Origin of the sequence: Pantoea sp. App145, assembly GCF_047947045.1 — a bacterium.
Lineage (GTDB): Bacteria > Pseudomonadota > Gammaproteobacteria > Enterobacterales > Enterobacteriaceae > Pantoea.
The window spans coordinates 210,991-229,819 of sequence record NZ_CP133292.1; the positions used below are offsets into that span (position 1 = coordinate 210,991).

Sequence of the window (18,829 nt, forward strand, 5' to 3'; positions counted from 1 at the left end):
TTAGCAAGGTAATTAATTGAATGTCATTATTGAAGCGGATTAACCCTGTGATATTTTTCCGTTTTTCTCCCGCGCATTCTCTGACTACTGCGATGTGCGGGATTTTTTTAGCATCACAAATAATACTGCGGTACAGGGTGCCTCCCGGTGGATAAAACCAGCCATTTTTATCCGCCTACCATAATCTTAAGGGCTTGGCTGTAGGCCCCTCCGCATAGGAGGATTCACCACATTACCGACAAATTATCAAAGCCTACCAGTAAAGAAAACCCTGACGCAGTTCGGCGATAACTACCTGACAGGTCAGCCGTAGGGATTAGCCTGGAGCATCCTGCCAGCTTAGAACCGCCGTCATCTGGTTTGAAGCCAGTGATACCTAATTACTGCACGAAGGATGCAGAAATGAAAAAGTCCGCCAAGGCGAGCCTTGAAAGATTATTCAGGAGTTATTCAGCAAACCGTTCTGCTTCTTTAAGCGACTCAATGTGGCTCATACCCAGATAAACAGCTGCGATTGCTCCAGCGATGTAGGCAACTATTTTACTGTCGAATAAACAGCGCATGTAGGTCATAAGACTTCCCCATTGAGATAGTTTATCCTGCGGCGCCGGGTGCCTCCCGGTGAGTAAAGCCAGTCCACTTTACCCGCGTTGGCTTGCCCCTTCAGGGTGACCTGACTGCGCGCCCCTCCGCATAGGGGGATTCACCGCATTATCGAATTCTTACCAATTTACAATCAAAATTGAAAGAAGTATCACGGTCACGCAGGTTGAAAACATAAATTCAATGGTGTCGAAACGCCGGGAGCCTACCAATGAGCCAGAAAAGTCATAACCTGACCCACATTGTCTTAAAGCAGATATGATGTTGAATGACCTGGCCCAGCCGCACAGGGGGATTCACCGCCGTGCTAGCATAGCACGGGAATAAGATTTGCTGCGGTGCCGGGTGCCTCCCGGTGAGCCTCTCAGTCATAAGACCCGCGATACATGGACTGTCACTACATTAGCCAAAAGACTGTTCGCCCCTACGCTAGTGGGATTCACCGCATTATCGAAATTTTTAGCAAATTACTTTCAAAATTGAAAGATTTACCGCAGTCAAACGGCTTGAACATGTTTTGAAATGGTGCAGGACGTCAGGTGCATCTCGATGAGTGAAGTACAGCCATCTTCACCCTCCAGGCCAATAATCTTCAGGAACATGGTTGTATGCCGCGCCGCTAAGAGGGATGAACATAACCAGCCCAAAACTTTTATTAAAATTTTTATAATTTCAGAACTGTGCTTAATTTGACCTACAATTCCGATAATGAAATTTGCTTGTAGACTATCGCATTGGTGTTGATTGGAGTGAATCTGATTTATGTAATTTTAAGATGATGATTTTGCGATGCCGTGTGCTTCACGGTAACCCAGTTACAGCATCGCTGAGTCGCGTCACAGGTTAGTTCCTCGCCGATACACCCCACCACACAGGGGGGATTCCACCACATTCGCCACAAAGTATCAAACTGGCCCAGCAAATAAAACCCTGACGCACATCGGCGGTCATTACCTGTCTCGTCAGCCGCTGGGTTAATCTGGTGCCGGTGCAGGCTTCGAACCCACAATATCCTGATTGCAGTTCAGGAGCTCTGCAAACTGAGCTAAACCGGCGAAAATATGGAGTGACCCCGCGCCCGTTCGGATTGTCATCGTAGAGTCAATTGGAATCCTTAAGGAATGCACTCACCATACTGACGTTAACGCCATTAGGTGTTTACAGAACTGAACAAGGGAAAGCCCGTCGCAGAGGAGATTTTCAAGATGATCGATATACTGTGCCTGCCGCTGATTCAGCACTTCGGCCTGTATTCCCGTTTCCATTGCATCAGCTCATGCGCGGGCCAACTGTATCGTGTCTGAAATATCGGGAAGCATAACACCGTAAACTTCTCGCAAGCGGAAATAAGTGTCTTCCAGCTGCTTGTAGAACTCCCAGGCCTGATAGGTTTCCTGAATCTTGGCATGGCGGGATGCACATCGCTAGCTCCAGAGAATCAGCAATATTATATATTTATTAATCAAACCTCTGAAAGAAGGTCGTCTAAATTTCAGCTCCTTACCCGTAACTTTGAAGAAATGCTTGTCTTCCTCAAACCCGTGTTCATTGCGGGTGTGGTTCTGCTGAATTCGAATAGACGAAGTGCCATAGCCTTTGGCATGCATCTCAGTGGTGATCACAGTACATAATGAAAGGAACGCTTAATGAAGCGTTTGATGAAAGAATTACCGCATTGGCTGCAGGCGCAATAATACCCGTGGCCTGATTAGCCATTTTGATTTTCCATGCCACTTCTTTGTTATCCGGTCCCGCTCCATCATCTGTAAATGACCACCGGAAAATCCATCATTTCGTCCATGACAATCAATAACATCACCCCGCTACGTTCATGTCATAACTTAAGAAACCACCCTCTGGTTTTCTGATTTCCTGCGGATATACACTCTTCAAAAAAATTGATACAACAGAAAAAGCGCCTGAAGGCGCTAATCGACAATCAATTACTTTTCTGCAAGATCCAATTATCTAGTGCGATAACCTCAGGTGTAAGGAGCTTTACACTCCTTTCTTTAGAAGTTTCTCTCCTTCATCTGTAAGTCTGACTCTGTAATAGCGAGTCATGTCACTTGGATAACGTTCAAAATCAATTAATCCTTCGCGTATTAATGGTGGCAAGCTACGACAATTAACAACTTTCCGATTATCGTATTTGGGACCTTTTCTTACTTCTATTCCTACAACTTTATCCCCACGCAAATTGTATTCTGCACCGTTTTTCATACGACGCATCGTATTGTACTTTTCCTCTGACATGCCCATAGTATCGATTCACCCTGAGTTCGGCCCTAAACTTAGAACGTATAAGTACACTTCCTTGCGATGCAAATGTGTCTAACTTAGTGACAACGCTAGCTGGAATAGTAATTATTTCTTAAGGACAATGAACCCCCATTTTTAGCAGGTTGACATCGCACGATTTTCATGAAACCAATGCTTCGTATCTTAAAAAACAGCGGGAGACCTTCGTTCTTGAGCAGACCGAATGCTCACTCGTCTCTGAGTTCTGGACGCTGACACGCAATATCATCCCTAAGCTTCAACCTGAGTTATGTTCTTCATATGATATGCCTACTCGCATCTGAGCGTCCCATAGCAGGAATTGTAGCCCAGCCCATTTTGATAGGTTATTAACTAGCCCTGAAGTTTTCGAAGCTTCCCTTGCTAAATTTGTAAGAACATAAGCTGCGTCAATGTCTTCAAAAACACCATAGGAAAAAGACTCATACTCTTTTCGGATTTTCTCTCTAAACTTAGACGTTTGTAGTGGCACACTGAATTTGGCCTCCTGAACAGAGGTGATATGTTCGCCTCAGAACAATGCAGGTGCCCCAATAAAAAAATTCAGTGCAGAGTTCAAACGCGAATCAGCACAGCTAGTTGTCGCTCAGAACTACACCATTGCTGAAGCGGCTAAAGCGATGGATATCGGACTGTCTACCATGACGCGGCTGGTTAAAACAGTTGCGTTATGAACGTCAGGGCAAAACGCCCGAATCTTCGCCAATGACACCGGAACAGATTGAAATACGTGAGTTAAAGAAAAAACTTCAACGTATTGAAATGGAAAAAGACATCTTAAAAAGGCTACCGCGCTCTTGATGTCAGACTCCCTGAACAGTTCCCGTTAATCGGGAAACTCAGAGCGCGCTATCCCGTGGCGACACTCTGCCATGTGCTTGGGGTTCACCATAGCAGCTACAAATACTGGAAAAGTCGTCATGATAACCGGATATCAGGCGTACAGCGCTGCGTAGCTAGGTGCAGGATTTACACTGCATCAGTCATGGCAACGCTTAAAGGCTTCCGTATGGGACGCGGGCTTGCTGGCAAACTCATGAAAAAGCGGGGACTTGTAAGCTGCAAACAGCCATTACACCGGTATAAACGCGGTGGACAGGAGCACATCGCTATACCGAACCACCTTGAACGTCAGTTCGCGGTCACCGATCCAACCAAGTATGGTGCGGCGACGTAACTTATATCTGGACAGGAAAACGCTGGGTATATTTTGCCGTTGTTCTCGATCTGTTTGCCAGAAAACCCGTTGGCTGGGCAATGCCATTCTCACCTAACAGCAAACCCACCATCAGAGAGCTGGAAATGGCCTAGGCGTGTCGGGGAAAACCAACCGGAGTGATGTTCCACAGCGATAGTAATAATGACGGTGTCAGTTTTCATCATTGAGTTGTTTGCTCTCTGAGCAGATTGATGTGAATACTGATGCAGTGAAGATCTTCCCGCATCCTGACTCACACAGCGATCGACCTTTTGTGTCATGCCCTGGACTCGTCGGTTGCCGGAAGTTTCTTCATGCGAGGCATCTCCTCACCTGTGCGCGTGACTCAAGAAGGGCCTGACATCGTGTCTCGTTACTGTCCGGTCCGGGTTATTAGTCAGGGGATTCAATCATGCCGTCCTGACAGGTGACCAGCCATTAATGATGAAAATACTGACGCCACTGCTTCTGCCATTGTGGGTGGTGTAGATACGCATAAAGAGCTGCATGTTGCCGCTGTGGTTAATCAAAACAACAAAGTCCTCGGGACGGAATACTTCTCCACAACACGACAGGGCTACCGCCAGATGCTGGCGTGGATGGCCACTTTTGGCTCAGTACAGCGAATTGGTGTTGAGTGCACAGGCACTTACGGCTCAGTACTGCTGTGTTACTTACACAAAGCCGGAGTAGAAGTGCTTGAGGTAACGGCACCCGATCGCATGGAGCGACGCAAGCGTGGTAAAAGCGACACTATTGATGCAGAGAGTGCCGCTCATGCCGCATTCGCAAGAATACGGACAGTCACGCCAAAAACACGGGATGGCATGATTGAGTCTCTGCGGGTGCTAAAAACCTGCCGAAAAACAGCGATATCAGCCCGCAGAGTCGCTCCTCAGATTATTCATTCCCATATTATCTCTGCACCGGATGAGCTACACGAACTGCTCAGAAATATGACGCGCATGCAGCTTATCAGAACACTGGGATCCTGGAGGCCAGATGCCAGTGAATACCGCAATGTTACGAACGTTTATCGCATTGCATTAAAATCTCTGGCCCGACGCTATCTCGAGTTACATGACGAAATCGCTGATCTGGATGTCATGATTGCGGCAATTGTCGACGAGCTGGCGCCTGAGCTGATTAAACGTAATGCCATTGGATACGAAAGCGCTTCGCAGTTGCTGATCACTGCCGGAGACAATCCCCAACGACTACGCTCAGAATCAGGTTTTGCAGCACTGTGTGGTGTCAGCCCAGTTCCTGTCTCCTCTGGGAAAACGAACCGTTACCGACTTAACCGGGCGGAGATCGTGCTGAGAATAGTGCTCTTCACATCATCGCCATCGGTCGATTACGAACTGATGAAAAAAACAGGAAGTATGTAGACAGGCGAGTAGCTGAAGGACATACAAAAATGGAAGCAATACGCTGCCTGAAGCGTTATATCTCACGCGAAGTTTATACATTACTGCGTACTCAAAACAGGCAGGTCAGCAGCATCCCGATAACGGCTCGACTCTTAGAAGGGCGTCTAGGGTGGCCACTACACAAGCCGGCAGTTCAGGCAATTACTTTGGTGTTGCCGGATCAAGCAGAGCATGAGTCGACGTGGGAACTGCTGGGATAACAGCCCAATGGAGCGGTTCTTCCGGAGTCTGAAAAATGGATGGGTTACTGTAATGGGGTACATGAACTTCAGTGAAGCCTCTCATGCAATAACCGATTACATCGTGAGTTATTAGCCCGCATTAATATAACGGCAGATTACCGCCAAATGAATCGGAAAGTCGATACTGGAAAAACTCTAAAGCGGTGGCCAGTTTTTGTTGACCACTAGGCTCACGTAAAGCATAGGGCCCGGGACGATTTCGTGTTCCCGTCACCGAATGGTATGAAGCTTTCTGCCTGCACGAACGTCCGGCAGCAAACGCGGTACGCTCTCAGGATTCTGCAATGGTATTACCTTCGGTGGAAAAGTGGCTCCCGCACCGAGGGCAACAATCACATATAGCAGCAGGCGAGGCACATTTATAGTTATGGTGCTCCTCTGCAGGCCCATAGGCGCAGCCACCAATGAATCTTCACCGAACTTGCCAGGCATCACACTTTTAACATAAGAGTTCTACTGATATTGATTGCAGAGAGTAGTCCGGTGCCTGAGCAGATCGTGAAAAACGCTTCTATACTTAGTAGGTTACCCCCGAATAACTGTTATTTCTAAAAGGTCTGTTATGAACAAAATGACGTTATCAGTTACTTTCATGGCCGCTCTGATGATACTCACTGTCACCGGGTGCTCTTCAAACAAAGCCATCAAGACCACGGACGGGCGTACCATCGTAACGGACGGTAAACCCAAGGTTGACAGTGATACGGGGCTGGTATCCTACAAAGATGCCACGACCGGCAGAACCGAGCAAATTAACCGCGACAAAATTACCAACATGAGCGAACTCGACAACTGATACAAGTAAAAGGAGCTGGTCATGAAAAAGGTTTTTGTTTCACTATTTGCAGCAGTAGTTTCCCTTTCCGCTCTGACTGGCTGCACGCGTACAAGCTATGCCATTCACACCAACGACGGCAGAACGATTGTCAGCGACGGCAAACCTAAAGAATCGGACACGGGCCTGTTGGGCTACACAGACGCGAACGGTGTTAAACAGCAGATTAATAAAACCGACGTCAAAGAAGTATCTGAAATACCGCATTGATTCATTTATCTGCAAAATGGCCGCTAATGCATGCGGTCCTTTCTTTTTCTGGCCGGGGCCGCTAAAAAAAGATCCAGCACATGGGAGTATGGAGAAAAATACTAATTCACAAGGAGGTAACAACGGACGATCCCCAGTGCAGGGCCAGTTAATATTATCGGAAAGATGCTGATTTAACGAACTCCGAATGAATAAATTTTTCATACCGTCGTCTCATATATTTACAATAATATCCCACTCACCTACCTCCGCAGCATCTGTGAACCTGCGTTTCTGTCGCCGCGCACGTATACTCACAACCAGGCCGTGCGGGTTTTGCCACTGCCCGGTCATGTACAGGCTCCGGGATATCATCGGTGCGAACCTTGCTCGGCATCAGCGCATACTGGCGCAATAATTCATCAATAGGTCAAAGCAGTTGACTTACCGGTCCGGCACGACAGGATGAAAAATAACGCAGAGCGCGTAGCGGGTGATAAATTAATCATTACATAATCTTAAGTTTATTTCGTAATGCAACGCGTGCAACCAGGTCACTCACTGATGAACCTCTGGCCGCAATGAACAAACCATCCCGCCACTTCGCATTATTCAATCCGCGAGAAAGCTTTAATTCCCCTTCCCCCCTAGGAATCATCTTCTTTCTCAACGAAATCCTGACAGAGAGATTATTCCGGTATTTTCTGTCTGATTATCCGCCAGGATAGGTAGGGCCTGACGGCAGCAGTGTTTATTATGCCGCCATCTCTGTACCGATAAAAAGGATAACCTGATGAAAAACCGTGATTATATTCAGCGGCGGGTACCCGTTGACCTCAGCCGCATAGATATCCGGGAACAGTGGCAAATCACGTTCTGGACGCTGGAGCTGCGTACGACCCAGGAACGCTTGACCCGGGCCGTGCGGGAAGCGGGCCCGGAAACCGACCGCGTGCGCTTGTGGTTGGAGAAAAACCCGCCACCGCGCCCTACACGCTACTGATGCCCAAAGGCCACCCAGTCGCCGTCAGGTGACGGGTCGCCGGGGATTCACCTGCCGCCCGGGAACTGAAGGGGAGGCAGAGTAAAACGGGTGATCGCTCCGCCCAGAGCGGTCGTCTGCCCGCTGTGGCGGAGACCTGCGGCACCAGCTCGGCTCCCCGCTGCGTGGTGCCGGTTGTGCGGCCCGCCAGCTCTCGCGCCTCACGGGCGTTCTCCGTGTTGTAGATGGCGGTGATTTCCTCCATGCTGGCCGTGGTCTGCTCCAGCACGGCGGCATGAGTAGAGGTCCGGTCAGACAGGTCAGCGTTGCCGGTAGCAATATAGCTGGTCTCGCGGTGCAGAATAACCGCGTTGTCGCGGATGGCCTCCACCGCGTCCAGCAGCGCGGTAATGAGGATGACCTCAAGCCGGTGTCGCTCGGCCATAACCGACGCGTCGTCAGCCGCCAACTGCTGTGTCAGTCTATCGATCCGCCCGCGGGCCACGGACGATTTTTTTAAAAGCATGACGGCCTATGATGACCATACGAACTGGCATGAGGTTTACCGCCCGGACTATCATGGAAAGCAAATTTATCTAGAGTTTATCGTGACCGACGGCGTGTTGATCATGTCTTTTAAACCGGGTGATTTATAAAATGCCCAATCTGTAACGGCGCGAAAATGAAATATGAATCGCGCGACATGCAGTATGAGTACAAAGGAAAACAAACCACCATCCGCAACCTCAGCGGTCATTTCTGCGATGCGTGTGGAGAAGGTATTTTAGACGATGCTGACGCGGCCCGTTTTTTAACCGCCACGACCGAATTTAACCGTGAAGTGGACGCGAAGTGTTTCGCCACGGTCCGTAAGCGTCTGAACCTGAGCCAGCACCAGGCAGCGGAATGGTTCGATGGCGGCGCCAACGCCTTCGGCCGCTATGAGACCGGCCCTCTCTCGCTGCCTTTTATGCTGGTAAAACTGTTCCACTTATTTGACAAGCAGCCGGAGCTACTCGACGAATACAAGCGGGGCTGATGGATGATATCACGAGGTTCTTGCAAAAATTCGCCACTGATTCAACAGGAATAATGAAACCATTGCCAGTCACCTGACAGAATTACTGGACGGAGGCGCTCAAATGCTGTCGTCCTGTTTGCTGGCAGAATTACGCACGCTGCTGGATGGCGGTGCTCAGTTGATTACTGCCTGGATTGAAAAAAACCAGATGACAGAGCTGACTGTCGCGATCGTTATGGCGGCATTTTTTGACAGGCCTGTGGATGATCGGACTGATGCAGGGATCGCCTACGTCATCTCATCAGAAGTAAAATATCCCCTTGAAAGGAGGGTCCTGTACATGACTGCCCCACAAAACATCCCCATCCGGTCATTCACCTTTTGGTTCTTTCTGATAAACCGAATCGGTCCCGCAAAGAAACTGCAGAGCCAGATTTCTGTAATGCTGCAGGCGCTCCCTGAAGTAATTACGTAGCGACTCCGGCTGCTGCCTTTCAACCTCAGGAGGGATAACGGGCTGATTAAGACGCTTTTTGTACGCCACGCCTGAAGCGGCCAGATCCACGTTTACCTTCGTGCGTTCTTCCGGACTTCGTGCGGCTAAATTGTGTGACATGATAAATCCTCCTGACGTCGGTATACCCCGCTATCTTTACTGCAGAAGGTGTCTATGTGCGAAAGATTTACGAAGTTCAGCAGCTGCTGATGACCGTTTTCACACCGGAACTTCGTCGGGGCTCCCCACGCAGCTGTTCTATGGCGAACATCATGGATTGCTGACCTCCTTTATTTCCTCGAAACAGAAAAAGCGTATCACGCTTCCATAGGGGAAAAGGCTCTGGCAACCTGAGTTCCCTGACTTAACTCTCTCCAACAAAACTGGTACGGTTCAACCTGAGGAGATACCTTTTATAACTGCAGGGGTACCTATAGTACTAACAGGGAGGTTAAGTTTTTGAGAAAGTGATGCAGCCAGAGAAGCCGCACCTAATATTGCGAGCTCATTAAGATCACCCGCATAACCCTGAAATACAGTCGCTTTATCATGCAAAATATGGCGTGCGTAATGGATTTTACTCCTCACCGTATCTGTTTTAATGCGGCTGGCCGTGACCATTCCGGCACCGTAGTTTTATCATGCTGGCCTTCATTAATGCGCGGCAGAGTATGGCTCGCTCTGCCGTGCTGATTATCAGAAGGATGCGCGTTTGTACGCTTTATAGCGCGTATCCCAGTAGATATTTTCGAGGCGTGTTTTTAATTCCTCTTCACTCATCACCGGACCAACGCCCTCCTGCTGACCCGCACAGGCTACCTGCAGGGCGATGGTTTTCGATACGGTTTCAATGATATCGACTGGCGGCAGCAGCCCCCCTTTCTCTGTATTCGCCAGCGGGGAGAACGCGGAAAGGGCTTTGCTGGCCACGCTCAGCATGGTGTCTGTGACGCGAGTTAACTTACCTGCCAGTACACCCAGACCTAACCCCGGAAAAATATACGCATTGTTGCACTGGGCTATTTCGTACGATTCGTCCTGATAAAAAACCGGCTCAAAAGGGCTTCCCGTTGCAATAAGCGCAGCTCCCTGCGTCCATTCAATCAGATCACGGGGCCGGGCTTCAGCGCGTGAAGTCGGGTTCGACAACGGCATGATAATGGGACGGGAACAGTGACGATGCATCTCTTTCACGATTTCTTCGCTGAAAAGACCAGGTTGCCCGGAAACGCCGATTAGTACGTTGGGATGGATATTGCGCACCACGTCCAGCAGAGAAATATGCTCTGAATCGGTCTCCCAGTTAGTGATAAGACGACGGGGCGAGACCATTTTTTTCTGGAAATCTAGTAAATTAGGCATGTCATCGGTCAACAGACCAAAGCGATCGATCATGAAAATGTTATTGTGTGCTTCATTCGAGGTCAGACCGTCGTCGACCATCAAGGCAATGATTTTCTCCGCGATGCCACATCCGGCGGAGCCGCTGCCGAGGAAAACTACGCGCAGATCGCGTAAGCGCATTCCCGCCGCCTGAGAGGCGGCAATCAACGTGCCGGTGGTGACCGCAGCCGTTCCCTGAATATCATCATTAAAGCAGCACAACTGGTGGCGGTAACGGTTCAGAAGTTTAGTTGCATTTTTCTGGGCAAAATCTTCAAATTGCAGGAGTACATTTGGCCAGCGCGCTTTGATGGCTTCAATGAACATATCCATAAATTCGATATAGTCATCGTCACTGATTCGCGGATGACGCCACCCCATATACAGCGGATTTTCAAGATGCTGACTGTTATTGGTACCCACATCCAGCATGATTGGCAGCGTCGATGCCGGGTCAATTCCGCCGCAAGCGGTATATAACGAAAGTTTTCCAATCGGGATTCCCATCCCTCCGATGCCCTGGTCGCCGAGACCGAGAATGCGTTCTCCATCGGTAACCACAATCACGCGAATATCATTCCGTGAAAAATTTTGCAGCATTTCATCGATGCGGTCCCGATCCGGCCATGAGATAAATAATCCTCTGGCGCGGCGATAAATATCAGAAAAATGCTCACAGGCTTCGCCAACCGTTGGGGTGTAGATAATCGGCAAGGTTTCCTGCATATGACAACGCAGAAGATTATAAAAAAGCGTCTCGTTGGTGTCCTGAATGTTGCGTAAGTAAACATGGCGGGAGATGTCTTTTTTGAAGTGACAAAATTGTTGCCATGCGCGTTCTGTTTGTTCTTCAATGGTTTCGACGTTATGCGGTAATAATCCATACAGATTAAAGGCCAGACGTTCGTCATCAGTGAATGCAAGGCCTTTATTAAGTAACGGGTTCTCCAGTAACACGGCACCATTATAAGGCGTATAAAGCGTTTCTTTGCGTAACATTATTGCTACTCCTGACTGGATAATAAACTGAATAATAACGACACGGATCCCGATATATCGGGGATAATAGAAAACAGGATCAAGAAATCAAATAGATCATCACGCCCTCAGTTAATACGCCGATCGCAGTGCCAATAAGAATGGAAGAAGATGCAGATTCGATATAGGTGTCGCTGCGCAGGGCAAACATTCCCGCAGCGATAGCAGAAGGTGTGGCACCAATAATCACTACCTGCTGCATTAATGTGTGGCTCAGGCCAAATGCCAGCCCGGCTGCTGCCATCATGGCGGGTTGGATCAGATTTTTGATGCTGATATTGGTAAAGGTCTGGAGATTCAGCGACGGACGCTCACCCGTAAAACAGCAGACCGAGTGCAAACAGCGACAGACCACCGGAAATTTTGCCAACCATCTCAATCGGCGCACTCAACAGATGCGGTAACTGCACACCAGCCAGACTCAGCACTACACCGGATACAGGGATCCAGACAATCGGGTTACGCACCGCCCGCAATAAATTCTGCATAATCAGTTTGCCCGGATGTAGCGTTTCACTGTCGGTATCTTTATCGCCCATGCGGATTAAGATAATGGTCAACGGAATCATTAATACGCTGGTGACTAAATTTCCAATTAGCACCCCTAAAAATCCTTCTGGCCCAATCAGCACGGCTAGTACCGGCGCGCCAAAATAGGCCATATCAGGAAAAGCGCAAACCAAAGACTGTATTGCACCGGTCTTGATATCATGACGAAAAACGTAACGCGACAGGATCAGTGTCAGTAAATAAGAGCCCATAAGACCTATAACCAGCACAGCCATAAACGAGAAGTTTTTGATTTTGTCCGGGTTGGTGTTCATTGCCCCGATAAAAAGATGAAATGGTAATGCAAAACGAATCACCACCGTCGCTAACACAGTGGCATCCTTACGGTGCGTATACCCTAATTTTCCACTTAGCCACCCTAGTAACATGATAAATACTAAAGGGAATAAAGATTGTAAGAGTAGTGAAGGCATAAAATATCCTGTTTTTGTTTTAATGAGATAGTTTTCAGGCAGAACTTTATCAATCGTATTTTCTTCCAAAGGTGATACGAATCACACTTCGTATGCTTTAATTAGCTTCAAAAGAAATACTTTAGTTAAATGGAAAGATTGAAGTTCTAAGTTTGTATTTTCATTAGAAGCATCCAATGTATATGTCTGCGCAATTATTTTATTTACTAATGGCCTATTTAAGTTATTTAAATGTGAATTGCCACGGCACTCACAAATTCAACAAGCAGTAACCATTACTAACTTTACAGCCCGAAGGTTATGTTATTTATTCAATCATAACTTCTTGGTGGTAATATTTATTTTTGTTAGCTTTTTTTCAAGGGTTTTATTCCGTTACGTTACGAATAACCCAGCGGTTATTCCTGACCCACTGTTAATATAGAAATCAGGTGAAATAATGAAAGATAATCCTCTCTCTTCCTCTGCTGACGCATCCCCTACGGGCGGACAACTTTTTTTTTCGCGCTTGCACGGACTTGAAGTCGGAGCTGTACCCTTGCTGCTGTTTATCGGTATCGCTTCGATTGTCACCATTTCAGCTATCGCGGGTTTATTACCGAAAAACATGATTGGCGGCCTGGCGGTGATCATGACGCTTGGTTTTGCCTTTGCCAAAATAGGCCGTATGTTGCCGGTGCTGAAAGACGTCGGTGGGCCAGCAATATTGTGCCTGATGGTGCCCTCTGTACTGGTCTATTTTGGCCTATTTGAAGCGCATACGTTAGCAACCGTCCATCTGCTGATGAAGGAAGCCAACCTGCTTTATTTTGTCATTGCCTGTCTGGTCGTAGGCAGCATTCTCGGCATGAATCGGGTGATCCTGATTCAGGGCATGATCCGAATGTTTGTACCATTGGTAACCGGTACTGTGATCTCGGTGCTCTCCGGGCTGCTGGTAGGAACATTATTTGACTACTCACCGTATCACACCTTTTTCTTTATCATCGTGCCCATTATCGCCGGTGGCATCGGTGAAGGTATATTACCGCTGTCACTGGCCTATTCCGCAATTCTCGGGCAAACCCCGGATGTTTATGTTGCCCAACTGGCACCCGCAGCAGTGGTGGGCAATATCTTTGCCATTATCTGCGCTGGCGTGCTGGCGCGTATAGGAATGCGCCGTCCTTCCCTGACCGGCAACGGTATGCTGATCCGCAGTGATGAGGATAACTGTGTCTTCGCACAGACGCAGGAGGCGCAGCGCACCGACTTTCAACTCATGGGCGGTGGGTTGTTGATGATATGCACATTTTTTATCGTCGGCGGGTTATTTGAAAAACTCGTGCATATTCCTGGTCCGGTTCTGATGATCCTGATTGCCGTATTGTGCAAGTACGCACAGGTGATCCCAAAATCCATGGAGCAGGGCGCGAGCAGCTGTTATAAATTTGTCTCCGCGGTATTAGTCTGGCCACTGATGATTGGACTCGGCATGCTTTATGTTCCACTGGAAAGCGTGGTCGCGGTGTTCTCTGTTGGCTACGTTATTGTGTGCGGATCGATCGTCATTGCCATGGCGCTCAGCGGCTATCTCATTGCCACAAAGTTAAATATGTATCCGGTCGAGGCGGCTATCGTGACAAGCTGTCATAGTGGCCTGGGCGGTACGGGGGATGTGGCAATCCTCTCGGCATCCAACAGAATGGCATTGATGCCCTTCGCACAAATTGCCACCCGCATTGGAGGCGCATCAACGGTGATTGCCGCAACATTGCTGCTTAGCTGGATAGTTTAATGCAGGACCAGGCCGGTTCAGTTCGTTGAACCGGCCTGCGGGACATTTTGTGAGTGGAAGCTTGCCTGATAAGCTGAACAAGAGGCCGGGTAAAACGCTAAACTACGGATGACCACAGAGCAGTTTGATCAGTGTGTTGCATCCATCGGTTGAACTCACAGCTCATAACGGACGTAAACGCCCCCAATGCGTATTCTGGCTCATCGTGGACACCCATTCTGGCGGAACGTGAACGCTGATTCTGATTTATCGTGAACGCGATTTCTGGCTCAAAGTGCCACAATTCTGCCCCATGACCAGAATCACTGTTCATGACGCCAGAATCACCGTTCACGTTCCCCGGGATCCTTCTTAACGCCTTGTTTTTTCCTGCTATATCTCTCTTTTCCCCCTTCAGGAGAGAGAGAGGCCTAATCAGAGGTTAACAATGCATAAAATCCGTGAAATTTTAAGACTGCGTTTTGACGTCGGACTCTCTTTCCGCCAGATAAGCCAGTGCGTTGACGTCAGTACCGGTGCTATCCAGAAAATGCTCAGGCGGCTCACGGAGGCTGCGATGCCCTGGCCGCTGCCGGAAGGCATGTCTGACGCACAGCTGGCACGCCTTTACCCCGAATCTGACAGCCAGCCCGGCGCACCCGAAGATCCCGACTGGTCCACCGTGCATATGGAGCTGTAGCATAAAGGTATCACCCGACACCTGCTGTGGGGGGAGTACGGTCAGCGGATACCGTCAGGGCCTACAGCTACTCACAGTTCTGCTTCCGCTATCAGGCCTGGAGTCAGAAGCAGAAGCGCTCCATGCGGCAGCTGCACATCGCCGGCGAAAATGCTTTATCGACTACTGCGGTCCGACGGTGAGCATCATCGCCCCCTCAACCGGCGAATGCCGGCAGGCGCAGATCTTCGTGGCCGTTATGGGCGCGTCAAACTACACCTGGCTGAAGCCACCTGGACGCAGTCGCTGGTCGACTGGCTGCTCAGCCACGTCAGGGCGCTGGATTTGCTGCCTGGCTTCTTGCTCTGTCGCAAATATGGCTCCGTTAATTGTCCCATCCTGCAAGCACTCAAAAAAATTCGTCACCAGTTGCATCTCGCGACAAGTTCCTCTCCGGGTGATCCGCTGTGCAGGACCATTCCACCTTAATGCATGACGCCATTCCTGATGCGTAAATTGAACAGAGTCATCAATTTCATCTCCAGGCGGGACGTTCCGATAACCAGGCGTAGGTTTGGCAAAGGAGGACAAAAATATGGCTTTTCTGGATAGTAATAAGCGCTGTCGACTGCTCCATGTGCAGGGATTACCGCTCGTTGGTAGCGGGTGTCCCCTCTTCCCTGATTTTTTCATGGCTGCCCGGACATAATTCAGGCTACATACTTCCCCCAAATCCCTGAGGTCCTCAAAAATGTGCCGGTATCCATATGTGCTTCCTGACCCATACCAAAGCTGCCTGATGAGCACCCAAAGCCTTTGCTTATCAGTAGCCACTAAAGAGCTGGGTTGCTGTAATCAGGCATAATAACCGCTGGGATGAATATCAATTCAGCATGTTAACAGGCCAGAAGTCCGCATTTTCACGAATGAAGGCGTACTTCAGTTTTGCCGGGCAGTGAAGTACGCCGATGCCTTTTTTAATGCGTCCCTTTCCGCAGTAACCCGTAAAAGCGCCCTCTTCAACCGGACTATTTCACTATCAGCGATTACTGATTTAGCCGGAACCTTCTTGTCGTGTTTCTTTAACCATGTGTAGAGGCTGTGAGTGGTGATACCCAGCTCTGTTGCCAGTGCAGGGACTGATTCACGGCATTCAATAAGCCACCTGAGTGCTTCAGCCTTAAATTGTTCAGAGTAGCGTAGACATCCTTGGCGGTGCATCTGGCTTTGACGGATTTCAGAACGGCAATGATCTGGTGTTTGGTGAATCGGGCTTTACGCATTGTGATCCCCTCAAAACACATAATAATTATGACGGAAGATCCCTAAAAGTTAATGGTCTGTTTTAACGGGATACTTACATAGGTGTTACAGACTTTGTTGCATACCTTGCAAAGTTGGCAATTGATTATCCGTAAGCAATGGTAGCCAAATCTCTGGAATTCACTGAAATGAATGAAGAGACATTTATCGAAATTAGACTCTGCACCATAAAGCAGGCCGTCAATAAGGAAAGTGTGGAATAAAGCTGAAAATGTTCACTATAGCCGGGTCAATCATCCTCGATACTCACACCATTACCTAATTCAGCCCGGATGCGGATCCATGAGGATGACTTAACCAAAATCAATGCTGAACGAACAAGTTTCCCTTAAATAACTTGTTGTTAAGTAGCATTATTACCAAGTTTCGTACGCTTTTAGAGATGCGAGATACCATGAATGAAAATATTATTTAATAGCATGAATGCTATAGAACCCCCCCACAATTGCTGATTTTTTTACCCATATGTAAAATATATGGGTATTTAATATATAAAATTTGAAACTTATTCTTTATTTAACTATCAAAGGTGATCACTTAGAGTGATTGTTTTTTTATACACCTTAAGCAAGGGGGGAGAATGTTAATAAGTGATGAGAGACTTAATCAATTGATTAGAATGGATATATCCGTAAGGGGGAGTGACAGACATACTGTTAGCGTGGAGGAATGGCAAGAAGTAGCCCGGGAATTGCTGAAAATGCGTGAGAGACAGCAAGGTCTGGGTATTTATCTTGAAAAAATTCCTCGTAACCACCCAAGATTCAATGTTGTCTATATAGATGAAAACAAAGTATGTGGTTACACAATCCATAATGGAAAGTTTTCAGCCTTAGGCCGTAAGGGATTTAATAAGAATTTTCGACGCCCCGAATTTAATTATGGCAAAAGTGAGAGATAGGTCATCCTTAATCCGCATAACCGAGCAGCGTGCCAAACAGGCCGCTGCCGGGGGAAAGAGCATTGAGGTAACACTCGACAATCAGGAACTCGAAATGCTGGTCCAAAATTGTGCCGGTCTTTGTACGTCATTAGCGAATATCTCACCATGCTTATTCGCATAGATAACGATCAGTTGGAGAAGCTGATAGCAAAACTGCATAAACGCAACTGTCGACGCTGCGATGAGCAGTTGCCAGTAACGGAATGCGTTTGTGTTATAGAGGAAGCATGCTAGCTTAATCGCGACTGGCATGAGCTGAAGTTAAAAATTCCACCGTGACATGTCACGGTAATTAACTGACCTGTTGCAGCAGGTCAGGCATGGAACGGCAAGATCGCACCTTTTCCAGTAAAGGTTGGCGTGTGGAATGTTCCGCCCGGTTTATCGGCATGCAAAGCGCACCGCAAATTAAGAAAAACGATAATCTAATATTAGACGTTCGAAGTCATAGGTCACGGTTTTGTTGGCGATGGCACCTTCCATGCCTTTAACAATAAGGTCTGCGGCTTTGAACCACTCCAGATGACGCAACATCATTTCCCTTTATTTCCCCCACTCTCCCTCATCTTGTGGTCAGAGGCCCAAGACGTCTTCGGTCAGTGAGGCGAGTCACCTCGCCTCATATCAGTTGTTTTACCAGGCGGTGATCCCGGTCCCTTTATAAACCCGGTCAAAAACCCTCCTCACCGCATCATTCTGATACGACGCCACCAGCGTTTTCACCCAGGGTTCGTTGACGTTCTCTTTTTTTACGGCAATAAAGTTGTTATAGGGATTATTTTTTACCCCTTCCTGCGCGATACGGTCCTGCTTCGTCAGGCCGCTTTTCAGTGCCCAGTCGGTATTTACGATCGCGGCATCCAGATCCGGCACCGAGCGACCAATAATACCCGCATCCAGTTCTTTGACTTGAATATGCCGCGGGTTGTCGATGATATCCGCCGTTGTGGCGAAAATGCCTGCGCCCGGTTTTAGCTTCAGCACCCCTTCCTGTTGTAATAAGTTCAGACCACGCGCTTCGTTAGCCGGATCGTTAGGGACACCGATCACCGCACCCGATTTCAACTCTGCAACCGATTTGACTTTTTTTGAGTAGAGGCCAATCGGCCATACCGCAGTATCACCGACACGCACGATATCGTAGTGGTTGACCTTTATTTGATTATCGAGGAATGGCTGGTGCTGAAAAGCATTGGCATCAACTTCGCCGTTTTGCAGTGCTTCATTTGGCTGATTGTAATCATTAAACACCACGGTTTTTACCGTCAGCCCTTTGCTGGCAGCCTGTTTTACTACTTCGCGCCAGACGTCTTCGTCCTCACCACTCATAATACCGACTTTAACTGAGGTTTTATCTTCGGCATGTACCGTTGTCAGCGGTGACAGTAACGCCATTGCCAGCAGGACAGCGCCTGTCATCGCGA

19 protein-coding genes, 1 tRNA gene and 7 pseudogenes are annotated in these 18,829 nt (G+C 48.3%); 13 read left to right on the forward strand and 14 right to left on the reverse strand.

Annotated features, from left to right (window positions below):
- Positions 1-446: 446 nt before the first annotated feature.
- The 5 genes from RCF31_RS23845 to RCF31_RS23865 form a co-directional block, all read right to left on the reverse strand.
- Positions 447-572 (reverse strand): hypothetical protein, encoded by a 126-nt coding sequence (locus RCF31_RS23845; protein WP_416413812.1) that lies wholly within the window; start codon positions 570-572, stop codon positions 447-449.
- 1,011 nt (positions 573-1,583) lie between these two features.
- Positions 1,584-1,658: transfer RNA gene (locus tag RCF31_RS23850), tRNA-Ala, on the reverse strand.
- Between the two features lie 369 nt (positions 1,659-2,027).
- Complete coding sequence (locus tag RCF31_RS23855; RefSeq protein WP_416413813.1) at positions 2,028-2,210, reverse strand: ORF6N domain-containing protein; 183 nt, start codon at positions 2,208-2,210, stop codon at positions 2,028-2,030.
- 391 nt (positions 2,211-2,601) lie between these two features.
- On the reverse strand, positions 2,602-2,835 hold the full coding sequence (locus tag RCF31_RS23860; RefSeq protein WP_416413814.1) for a hypothetical protein: 234 nt from the start codon (positions 2,833-2,835) through the stop codon (positions 2,602-2,604).
- Between the two features lie 307 nt (positions 2,836-3,142).
- On the reverse strand, positions 3,143-3,376 hold the full coding sequence (locus RCF31_RS23865) for a dATP/dGTP pyrophosphohydrolase domain-containing protein (RefSeq protein WP_416413815.1): 234 nt from the start codon (positions 3,374-3,376) through the stop codon (positions 3,143-3,145).
- A gap of 61 nt (positions 3,377-3,437) precedes the next feature.
- Between RCF31_RS23865 and RCF31_RS23870 the strand changes: the two are divergent.
- The 7 genes and pseudogenes from RCF31_RS23870 to RCF31_RS23900 all read left to right on the forward strand — a co-directional run.
- Positions 3,438-3,823, forward strand: a pseudogene (locus RCF31_RS23870) (transposase); the annotation flags it as partial.
- Positions 3,824-3,886: 63 nt separating this feature from the next.
- A pseudogene (locus RCF31_RS23875) lies at positions 3,887-4,212 on the forward strand (DDE-type integrase/transposase/recombinase); the annotation flags it as partial.
- Between the two features lie 327 nt (positions 4,213-4,539).
- A pseudogene (locus RCF31_RS23880) lies at positions 4,540-5,621 on the forward strand (IS110 family transposase); the annotation flags it as partial.
- 22 nt (positions 5,622-5,643) lie between these two features.
- A pseudogene (locus tag RCF31_RS23885) lies at positions 5,644-5,938 on the forward strand (integrase core domain-containing protein); the annotation flags it as partial.
- A 401-nt stretch (positions 5,939-6,339) separates the two neighbouring features.
- A complete protein-coding gene (locus RCF31_RS23890; RefSeq protein ID WP_416413816.1) occupies positions 6,340-6,573 on the forward strand; it encodes a YgdI/YgdR family lipoprotein in 234 nt (77 codons plus the stop codon).
- Between the two features lie 21 nt (positions 6,574-6,594).
- Entirely contained in the window at positions 6,595-6,822 is a 228-nt protein-coding gene (locus RCF31_RS23895; protein WP_416413817.1) for a YgdI/YgdR family lipoprotein, read from the forward strand.
- A gap of 772 nt (positions 6,823-7,594) precedes the next feature.
- Positions 7,595-7,804: a DUF3606 domain-containing protein gene (locus RCF31_RS23900; protein WP_416413818.1), complete on the forward strand. Its 210-nt coding sequence runs from the start codon at positions 7,595-7,597 to the stop codon at positions 7,802-7,804.
- A 127-nt stretch (positions 7,805-7,931) separates the two neighbouring features.
- Here RCF31_RS23900 and RCF31_RS23905 read toward each other — a convergent pair.
- Positions 7,932-8,294: pseudogene (locus tag RCF31_RS23905) on the reverse strand (hypothetical protein); the annotation flags it as partial.
- Between RCF31_RS23905 and RCF31_RS23910 the strand changes: the two are divergent.
- The 3 genes from RCF31_RS23910 to RCF31_RS23920 all read left to right on the forward strand — a co-directional run bounded on the left by RCF31_RS23910 (position 8,200) and on the right by RCF31_RS23920 (position 9,279).
- On the forward strand, positions 8,200-8,439 hold the full coding sequence (locus RCF31_RS23910) for a type II toxin-antitoxin system MqsR family toxin (protein ID WP_416413819.1): 240 nt from the start codon (positions 8,200-8,202) through the stop codon (positions 8,437-8,439). The pseudogene RCF31_RS23905 and the gene RCF31_RS23910 overlap by 95 nt on opposite strands.
- 26 nt (positions 8,440-8,465) lie before the next feature.
- A complete protein-coding gene (locus RCF31_RS23915) occupies positions 8,466-8,822 on the forward strand; it encodes a type II TA system antitoxin MqsA family protein (RefSeq protein WP_416413820.1) in 357 nt (118 codons plus the stop codon).
- Between the two features lie 103 nt (positions 8,823-8,925).
- Entirely contained in the window at positions 8,926-9,279 is a 354-nt protein-coding gene (locus RCF31_RS23920) for a hypothetical protein (protein ID WP_416414176.1), read from the forward strand.
- Here the strand turns inward: RCF31_RS23920 and RCF31_RS23925 are convergent.
- The 4 genes and pseudogenes from RCF31_RS23925 to RCF31_RS23940 all read right to left on the reverse strand — a co-directional run bounded on the left by RCF31_RS23925 (position 9,175) and on the right by RCF31_RS23940 (position 12,704).
- Positions 9,175-9,420 (reverse strand): DNA polymerase III subunit theta, encoded by a 246-nt coding sequence (locus tag RCF31_RS23925; RefSeq protein WP_416413821.1) that lies wholly within the window; start codon positions 9,418-9,420, stop codon positions 9,175-9,177. The genes RCF31_RS23920 and RCF31_RS23925 overlap by 105 nt on opposite strands.
- Before the next feature lie 273 nt (positions 9,421-9,693).
- Positions 9,694-9,921: a hypothetical protein gene (locus RCF31_RS23930; RefSeq protein WP_416413822.1), complete on the reverse strand. Its 228-nt coding sequence runs from the start codon at positions 9,919-9,921 to the stop codon at positions 9,694-9,696.
- A 75-nt stretch (positions 9,922-9,996) separates the two neighbouring features.
- Positions 9,997-11,682, reverse strand: a complete 1,686-nt coding sequence (locus tag RCF31_RS23935) for an NAD-dependent malic enzyme (RefSeq protein ID WP_416413823.1) — start codon at positions 11,680-11,682, stop codon at positions 9,997-9,999.
- Positions 11,683-11,761: 79 nt separating this feature from the next.
- Positions 11,762-12,704: pseudogene (locus tag RCF31_RS23940) on the reverse strand (AEC family transporter).
- A gap of 439 nt (positions 12,705-13,143) precedes the next feature.
- Here RCF31_RS23940 and RCF31_RS23945 point away from each other — a divergent pair.
- Both RCF31_RS23945 and RCF31_RS23950 read left to right on the forward strand, forming a co-directional pair.
- Positions 13,144-14,481 (forward strand): 2-hydroxycarboxylate transporter family protein, encoded by a 1,338-nt coding sequence (locus RCF31_RS23945; RefSeq protein ID WP_416413824.1) that lies wholly within the window; start codon positions 13,144-13,146, stop codon positions 14,479-14,481.
- A 427-nt stretch (positions 14,482-14,908) separates the two neighbouring features.
- Positions 14,909-15,160: a hypothetical protein gene (locus RCF31_RS23950; protein WP_416413825.1), complete on the forward strand. Its 252-nt coding sequence runs from the start codon at positions 14,909-14,911 to the stop codon at positions 15,158-15,160.
- 252 nt (positions 15,161-15,412) lie between these two features.
- Here the strand turns inward: RCF31_RS23950 and RCF31_RS23955 are convergent, their stop codons facing one another.
- Both RCF31_RS23955 and RCF31_RS23960 read right to left on the reverse strand, forming a co-directional pair.
- On the reverse strand, positions 15,413-15,973 hold the full coding sequence (locus RCF31_RS23955) for an IS3 family transposase (protein WP_416413826.1): 561 nt from the start codon (positions 15,971-15,973) through the stop codon (positions 15,413-15,415).
- Between the two features lie 105 nt (positions 15,974-16,078).
- Entirely contained in the window at positions 16,079-16,360 is a 282-nt protein-coding gene (locus tag RCF31_RS23960; RefSeq protein WP_416413827.1) for a transposase, read from the reverse strand.
- 682 nt (positions 16,361-17,042) lie between these two features.
- Between RCF31_RS23960 and RCF31_RS23965 the strand changes: the two genes are divergently transcribed.
- Complete coding sequence (locus tag RCF31_RS23965; RefSeq protein WP_416413828.1) at positions 17,043-17,363, forward strand: hypothetical protein; 321 nt, start codon at positions 17,043-17,045, stop codon at positions 17,361-17,363.
- A 450-nt stretch (positions 17,364-17,813) separates the two neighbouring features.
- Here RCF31_RS23965 and RCF31_RS23970 read toward each other — a convergent pair.
- Both RCF31_RS23970 and RCF31_RS23975 read right to left on the reverse strand, forming a co-directional pair.
- Positions 17,814-17,945 (reverse strand): annotated as a pseudogene (locus tag RCF31_RS23970) (hypothetical protein); the annotation flags it as partial.
- 93 nt (positions 17,946-18,038) lie between these two features.
- A complete protein-coding gene (locus tag RCF31_RS23975) occupies positions 18,039-18,824 on the reverse strand; it encodes a MetQ/NlpA family ABC transporter substrate-binding protein (protein WP_416413829.1) in 786 nt (261 codons plus the stop codon).
- Between the last annotated feature and the right edge of the window lie 5 nt (positions 18,825-18,829).

Coding starts and splice junctions, on each gene's coding strand:
- RCF31_RS23845 (WP_416413812.1), bottom strand. CDS start 572: ATGACCTACATGCGCTGTTTATTCGACAGTAAAATAGTTGCCTACATC.
- RCF31_RS23855 (WP_416413813.1), bottom strand. CDS start 2,210: ATGCATGCCAAAGGCTATGGCACTTCGTCTATTCGAATTCAGCAGAAC.
- RCF31_RS23860 (WP_416413814.1), bottom strand. CDS start 2,835: ATGCGTCGTATGAAAAACGGTGCAGAATACAATTTGCGTGGGGATAAA.
- RCF31_RS23890 (WP_416413816.1), top strand. CDS start 6,340: ATGAACAAAATGACGTTATCAGTTACTTTCATGGCCGCTCTGATGATA.
- RCF31_RS23895 (WP_416413817.1), top strand. CDS start 6,595: ATGAAAAAGGTTTTTGTTTCACTATTTGCAGCAGTAGTTTCCCTTTCC.
- RCF31_RS23900 (WP_416413818.1), top strand. CDS start 7,595: ATGAAAAACCGTGATTATATTCAGCGGCGGGTACCCGTTGACCTCAGC.
- RCF31_RS23910 (WP_416413819.1), top strand. CDS start 8,200: ATGACCTCAAGCCGGTGTCGCTCGGCCATAACCGACGCGTCGTCAGCC.
- RCF31_RS23915 (WP_416413820.1), top strand. CDS start 8,466: ATGAAATATGAATCGCGCGACATGCAGTATGAGTACAAAGGAAAACAA.
- RCF31_RS23920 (WP_416414176.1), top strand. CDS start 8,926: ATGCTGTCGTCCTGTTTGCTGGCAGAATTACGCACGCTGCTGGATGGC.
- RCF31_RS23925 (WP_416413821.1), bottom strand. CDS start 9,420: ATGTCACACAATTTAGCCGCACGAAGTCCGGAAGAACGCACGAAGGTA.
- RCF31_RS23930 (WP_416413822.1), bottom strand. CDS start 9,921: ATGGTCACGGCCAGCCGCATTAAAACAGATACGGTGAGGAGTAAAATC.
- RCF31_RS23935 (WP_416413823.1), bottom strand. CDS start 11,682: ATGTTACGCAAAGAAACGCTTTATACGCCTTATAATGGTGCCGTGTTA.
- RCF31_RS23945 (WP_416413824.1), top strand. CDS start 13,144: ATGAAAGATAATCCTCTCTCTTCCTCTGCTGACGCATCCCCTACGGGC.
- RCF31_RS23950 (WP_416413825.1), top strand. CDS start 14,909: ATGCATAAAATCCGTGAAATTTTAAGACTGCGTTTTGACGTCGGACTC.
- RCF31_RS23960 (WP_416413827.1), bottom strand. CDS start 16,360: ATGCACCGCCAAGGATGTCTACGCTACTCTGAACAATTTAAGGCTGAA.
- RCF31_RS23965 (WP_416413828.1), top strand. CDS start 17,043: ATGTTAATAAGTGATGAGAGACTTAATCAATTGATTAGAATGGATATA.
- RCF31_RS23975 (WP_416413829.1), bottom strand. CDS start 18,824: ATGACAGGCGCTGTCCTGCTGGCAATGGCGTTACTGTCACCGCTGACA.